Source organism: Synechococcus sp. OH2 (assembly GCF_047462155.1).
Classification (GTDB): domain Bacteria; phylum Cyanobacteriota; class Cyanobacteriia; order Thermostichales; family Thermostichaceae; genus Thermostichus.
Genome location: NZ_JANSIR010000048.1, coordinates 12,105 through 16,985 on the forward strand (window position 1 = coordinate 12,105; position 4,881 = coordinate 16,985).

Genomic DNA, 4,881 nt, shown 5'->3' on the forward strand with positions numbered 1-4,881 from the left:
TGAGGCCGTAGCGGAGAAACTCCTTGACAGCTTTGGAGGTTTCAGCTTTGGGGTAGACTTTGTAGGCCAAGATCCACGTGTAGCCCACAATGGGGTAGGAGTCTTCCCCGGCGGGATCCGGGTCAACCCCCAACAGCCGCTCGTCAAGCTTGATTCTGGCCAGTGCCGCCTGCTCCGTCTCAACTTTGGGGGTGACGAACTTGCCCGACCGGTTTTCCAGGCGAGCGATGTTCAGGTTGTTGAGCTTGGCGAAGCCGAACTCTACATAGCCAATCGCGCCAGGGATCTGCTTAATCTGCTCGGAAACGCCTTCGTTACCGCGAGCTCCCACCCCGGTTGGCCAGTTCACGGAAGAGCCACGACCCACTTTTTGCCGCCATTCCGGGCTAATGGCGTTGAGGTGGGTGGTAAAGATGTCGGTGGTGCCGCTGCCGTCGGAGCGGTGCACAACGGTAATCGGCAAATCCGGGAAAGTCACCCCTGGATTAAGGCCAGCCAGCAGCGGATCGTTCCAGTTCTTAATTTTGCCCAAGAAGATATTTACCAGCGCTAGGCGAGAGAGGCGAATTTCGGGGCCCACGCCGGGGATGTTGTAGGCTGCCACCACTGCCCCCCCCACCATCGGCACGGCCACCATGCCCTTGGGAGGGTTGGCTTCACTCTCGATCTGGCTGATCTCTTCGGGACGCGGCACACTGTCGCTGGCGCCGAAATCGACAGTGCGAGCCACAAATTGCCGCCGCCCGGCACCGCTCCCCACCGACTGATAGTTGACTTGGATGTTGGGGTTTTTCTTGCCAAATTCTTGAGCCCAAGTTTGGTAGATGGGAGCCGGGAAAGTAGCTCCAGCGCCGTTGATGGTTACGGTCTGCTGAGCAAATACCCGCTGCCAATTTGCCTGGCTGGCCACAAACCCAGCAACCGTGGCAGAGACGGACTTCAGGAAAGAACGACGTCCCAAGGAGCGCAGCATCAACATACAGAAATCTCCCAGATGAAGATGGTGTCTCGATCCAACTCTGAGTGCTCTAACCTCAGAACCTGCTCAAGCCGGGCTGATCTCAAAAAAACAAGGGATCCCGTTAAAGACCCTTGCCACTCTGGTTCTTGTCGTTAATGTAATATAACGTTCATCCTTTTTGGTTAACGTGAGGTTAAAATCAGGTTATTTCTGTCTGTAGCTAGTCTCCCTTGTCGCTCTTTCCAGGGATCCCTTGCAGGGGAGAATACCCTCGATCGAGGAAACGCGGCGTGAAGACCCCCGGATTCAAGGGCCTACGGCTGGGCTCTGGGGCCAGCTGAGTTTTCCGAGCTCTTTGGGCTGACATCAGCTTGGCAAATGCTTAGAATGAAAGGCTGTCGAGAAAATCAGTGCTTTCCTCCATGTCTAAACGTAACGTGCAGGTTATGCTGCGCCAGGCGATCCCGGGCTTGGGCAGCCCCGGAGAGGTGGTGAGTGTCAAGCCTGGCTACGCCCGCAACTACCTTTTCCCGCGGCAGATGGCGGTGCGGCTTACGCCTGGGCTTCTCAAGGAGCAGCAGATGCGTCGGGAGCAGGAAGCTGCCCGCAAATTGGCGGAGAAGCAGCAGGCGGAAAACTACAAGAAGGCTTTGGAGACCATCGGTCGCTTTGTCATCCGCAAGAAAGTGGGCGAAAAGGATTTGCTCTTCGGGCAAGTGACCACCACCGACATTGCCGAGGTGGTGCTGGCCACCAGCGGCCTGGATATCGATCGCCGTAACATCCTGCTCAACGAGGAGATCAAGAAAACTGGGGTTTACCTGGTGCAAGTGAAGCTGCACCCAGAAGTAACAGCCACGCTGCGCATTCAGGTCACGCCTGAGTGAGAGAGAAATCCTAGGAAGCAATGGGAGATAGCAAGTAAAGCTGGGCCTGGCTGCTTAAGGTGCTCGGCCAAGCAGCTGGCTAGTGTGGAGCTGGGTTGGTTTTTCTATCCTGGCTGGTGGTGATCAGCGATTACGACTTGACAGGTGGGGATCGGCTTCCGCCTCAAAACATAGAGGCTGAGGAGGAGATCCTGGGGGCTATTCTTCTCGATCCCGAGGCATTGGCCCGGGTGGTGGAGTTCCTGCGTCCCGAGATGTTTTACCTCTCGGCCCACCAGGAAATCTACCGGGCTGCCCTGCATCTGCACAGCCAAGGCCAACCCACCGATCTGATGACGGTTTCTGCCTGGCTGGCGGATCACCACCTTCTGGAGCGGGTAGGGGGGACAGGGGCAATTCGTCGTCTGCTGGAGCAAACGGTTAGCAGCGTCAACATTGACCAGTACGCCCGCCTGGTGGTGGACAAATACATGCGCCGCCAGTTGATCCAGGTGAGCAACACCCTGGCTCGTCTGGCCTACGACACCAGCCAGCCCCTGTCTCAGGTGATGGATCAGGCGGAGCAGCAGGTGTTTGCCCTCACCCAAGAGCGAGTGCAGCGCAGCCTCATCCCTGCTTCTGAGGTTTTGGTGAACATCTTCTCGGATCTGGAGGAGAAGTTCCAGAGCGGGGCTCAGATCCCTGGGATCCCGACCAAATTCATCGACCTGGACAACCTGACCCAGGGCCTGCAACGCTCGGATCTGGTGATCTTGGCCGGTCGCCCCTCGATGGGGAAAACCAGCTTGGCCCTTAATATTGCCCAAAATGTAGCCGCCTACGTCAGGCAGCCGGTGGCCATTTTCAGTCTAGAGATGTCGCGGGAGCAACTGGTGCAGCGGCTTTTGGCCAGCGAGGCCCGCATCGACAGCAGCCGCCTGCGCGCGGGGCGCATCAGCGAGTACGAGTGGCAGCGTCTGGGGCAGGCGATTGGCTTTTTGTCGCAACTGCCCCTGTTTATCGACGACACTCCCGATTGCACCGTTACGGAGATTCGCTCTAAGGCGCGGCGCTTGCAGGCGGAGCAAGGAGGAACGTTGGGGCTGGTGTTGATCGACTACTTGCAACTGATGCAGGCATCCGCCGCCGACAACCGAGTACAGGAGCTGTCGCGCATCACCCGCGGCCTCAAGGCACTGGCCAAAGAGCTGATGGTGCCGGTGCTGGTGCTCTCTCAGCTCAGCCGGGCAGTGGAGTCGCGCTCCGATAAGCGTCCGCAACTGGCAGATCTGCGGGAATCCGGCTGCCTGGCGGGGGATACCCAGGTGATGGACGTGGATCGGGGCAAGCTCTGGCGGCTGGAACAACTGGCGGCCCTGCCAGCCTCAGCAGAACTGCCCCGCTTGCTCAGCCTCAACGGGCGCGGGCGCCTGGTGCCCCAACAGCCGGTGAAGGTGTTTTGCAGTGGCCGACAGCCCACCTGCCTTCTGAAAACCCGCCTCAATTTCTCCATTCGCGCCACCGGTACCCATCCCTTTTTGACGCCAGAGGGATGGAAAACCCTCGACGAGCTGCAACTGGAAGAGGAAGTAGCCGTGGTGGTACAGGAAGGGTTGATCTGGGATCCGGTGGTGTCGATTAGCGAGCCGGGGGAGCCCCAGCCGGTCTACGACATCGAAATGCCCCGCCACCACAACTTTGTGGCCAACGGCCTGCTGGTGCACAACAGCATCGAGCAGGACGCCGATGTGGTGATGATGATCTACCGCCCGGAGTACTACGATCCCAACACCAGCGATCGCGGCATTGCCGAGGTGATCATCGCCAAGCACCGCAACGGCCCCACCGGCACCGTGCGCCTTTTGTTTGAAAGCCAGTACACCCAGTTTCGCAACTTGGCGGATCCCTATCGCTAAAGGCAAACCCGCTGGTGCCTGGTTCCCCCGGCAATTCCAAGAGCAAGGCAGGGGGGTGTTAGCTTAGGATAGCTGACAGCTTCAGCCGAGTTTGGCCACTGCCCTCTTTATCCTCTCATGTTTAAAAACGTTTTAATTGCAACCGATTGCCAAGATGGCCTGCAAAGGTTTGGCAAGTGCTTAGATGCCCTACACAGCAACGGCATTCAACGCCTTGTTTTCTTGCACAGCCTGATTTGGAAAGATGACGATATCGGCCTTCCCGAAGACCCCACCCCCAAAATAGAAACCAAGAAGGCCCAGTTTCGCCAGCTTTTGGGCACCATTCCGGAGGGGCTGGAGGCTAAGGTTTTGGTGCAGGTGGGCCAGCCGGTGGATCTGATTTTAAAAGGGATCCAAACTTACAGCTCCGACCTGCTGATCACCGGCATGGGGATCCACAACCTGCTCACCGAAAAACTGTTTGGCAGCACCACCGTGGAGCTGCTGCCTAGGTTGAACATCCCCCTGCTGGTGATGCGCCCGCAACTGCTGGCCGTCTTTACCCTCGAGGAGCTGCGCCTGCGCAGCCGCCACCTATTTCGCTCTCTCCTAGTGCCTTTTGACTTTGAGGAGCCGCGCCGGCAACTGCTCAGCCGTCTCGGCCAACTGCTGCCGGGAACTTCCCAGTGCCAGTCAGTTACCCTGCTCTATGTAGTGGATCCCAGCGCCCGCCGCAACCAGGGAACGCCGGTGGAGGTGCTCAAACGCAAGGCTGAGGCCGATTTGGCTCAGGTAGTCGGGCCGTTGAGCGAGCAGGTGCAGCCGCTGCAGGTGCGGGCCCTGGTACGGGTGGGATCGCCGCTGCAGGAGATCCTGGCCACCGCTGCAGCCGAGGACGTAACTGCCATCGCCACCGCCTCTCCGCGGGTGGGCAGCTTTTGGGAGTGGTCGGTTCGCAGCCTCACCGGCGAGATCCTGCGGCAAAGTTGGCATCCGGTGTTGTTTTTCCCACGCGGGTCTTTGGCCCAGTAGAGCTGCTCAATCCCCTAGCTATGGCCGACCCAACCCAAAGCTTGCGAGAACTGTTGCAGGCGGTGGCTCAAGGGAGGCTCTCTCCAAAGCCAAGGTAAAAATAGAGACGAAGCTAGCCAACAGG

The 4,881-nt window shown here is 58.7% G+C and carries 4 protein-coding genes; 3 read left to right on the forward strand and 1 reads right to left on the reverse strand.

Annotation, left to right across the window (positions count from 1 at the left end; all coding sequences use genetic code 11):
• Positions 1-979: phosphate ABC transporter substrate-binding protein PstS (gene pstS, locus NW835_RS03575; RefSeq protein ID WP_414414541.1), on the reverse strand; the 979-nt coding region annotated here is incomplete at its 3' end.
• A gap of 404 nt (positions 980-1,383) precedes the next feature.
• Here pstS and rplI point away from each other — a divergent pair.
• From rplI to NW835_RS03590, 3 genes are all read left to right on the forward strand, one after another.
• Complete coding sequence (gene rplI, locus NW835_RS03580) at positions 1,384-1,848, forward strand: 50S ribosomal protein L9 (RefSeq protein ID WP_414414542.1); 465 nt, start codon at positions 1,384-1,386, stop codon at positions 1,846-1,848.
• A gap of 137 nt (positions 1,849-1,985) precedes the next feature.
• Positions 1,986-3,743, forward strand: coding sequence for a replicative DNA helicase (gene dnaB, locus NW835_RS03585; protein ID WP_414414561.1), 1,758 nt, complete (start codon positions 1,986-1,988; stop codon positions 3,741-3,743).
• A gap of 117 nt (positions 3,744-3,860) precedes the next feature.
• Positions 3,861-4,757: a universal stress protein gene (locus NW835_RS03590; RefSeq protein ID WP_414376651.1), complete on the forward strand. Its 897-nt coding sequence runs from the start codon at positions 3,861-3,863 to the stop codon at positions 4,755-4,757.
• The last annotated feature ends 124 nt before the right edge of the window (positions 4,758-4,881 follow it).

What these genes read in the sequence shown, in the direction of transcription:
- rplI (WP_414414542.1), top strand. Translation starts at nt 1,384, where the DNA reads ATGTCTAAACGTAACGTGCAGGTTATGCTGCGCCAGGCGATCCCGGGC.
- NW835_RS03590 (WP_414376651.1), top strand. Translation starts at nt 3,861, where the DNA reads ATGTTTAAAAACGTTTTAATTGCAACCGATTGCCAAGATGGCCTGCAA.